We start from the raw sequence: 802 nt of genomic DNA, 5'->3' as shown, positions 1-802 counted from the left end.
CGCCCCGCGGTCCGGGGCTCCGGGGCGGGGGCCGTCCGCCGGTGCCGGTAGGTCGGTGGCGGGTCCGGGGGCGGCCTCCGACTCATCGGGGCCGGGGCGGCCGGTCAGCAGCAGGAGTTCCAGTCCGGCCCGGTCCGGCAGGTCGGCGGGCCGGATCAGCTCACCGCTGCGGACGTGCAGGAAGGCGGCCCTGACGGCGGAGAGCGGCAGTCCGTGCTGCTCGGCCCAGGCGAGCCGGTAGACCGCGAGCTGAAGCGGGTCGGCGTGGTGGGCCCGTCCGGTCTTCCAGTCGACGATCTCGAATCCGTCGCCGTCGCGGTAGACGGCGTCGATGCGTCCGCGCACGATGCGCCCGGCCAGCGACAGCTGGAACGGCGCCTCCACCCGGTACGGCGTCCGGCGGGCGTACGGGGTGCGGCTGAACGCCTCCTTGAGGGCGGCCAGGTCGCGCTCGTCGGCGATCTCGGCGGCGGCACCGCTGTCGTCGTCGGCGCCGGGCAGCTCGTCGGGGCCGAGCATCGGCAGGGCGAGCGTCTCGAAACGCGACTCCACCCAGGCGTGGAACCGGGTGCCGCGGCGGGCGGCCGCGGGCTGCGGCGGGCGGGGCATCGGGCGGGCGAGGTCCCGGGCGTAGCCCTCCGGATCGGCGGCGATCCGCAGCAGTTGCGAGGCGGTGAGTGTGGCCGGCAGCGGGACGTCGCGCACCGTCTCCCTGGATCGCCGCAGCTCGCCGGCGAGCGCGTCGAGGCTGACGTCCTGGTCACCGACTACGCGCCGCTGATGTTCGACTACGCCAACCTGG

Annotated in this window: 1 protein-coding gene; it reads right to left on the bottom strand. The window is 76.1% G+C overall.

Annotated elements, in window-relative coordinates:
- Positions 1 to 802: PD-(D/E)XK nuclease family protein (locus ACYVE9_RS29140; protein WP_461030877.1), on the bottom strand; the 802-nt coding region annotated here is incomplete at both ends.

It is taken from the genome of Streptomyces sparsus (assembly GCF_054776295.1).
The sequence above is the reverse complement of the archived record's forward strand: the minus strand, read 5'-3'. Positions and strand labels throughout refer to the sequence as shown.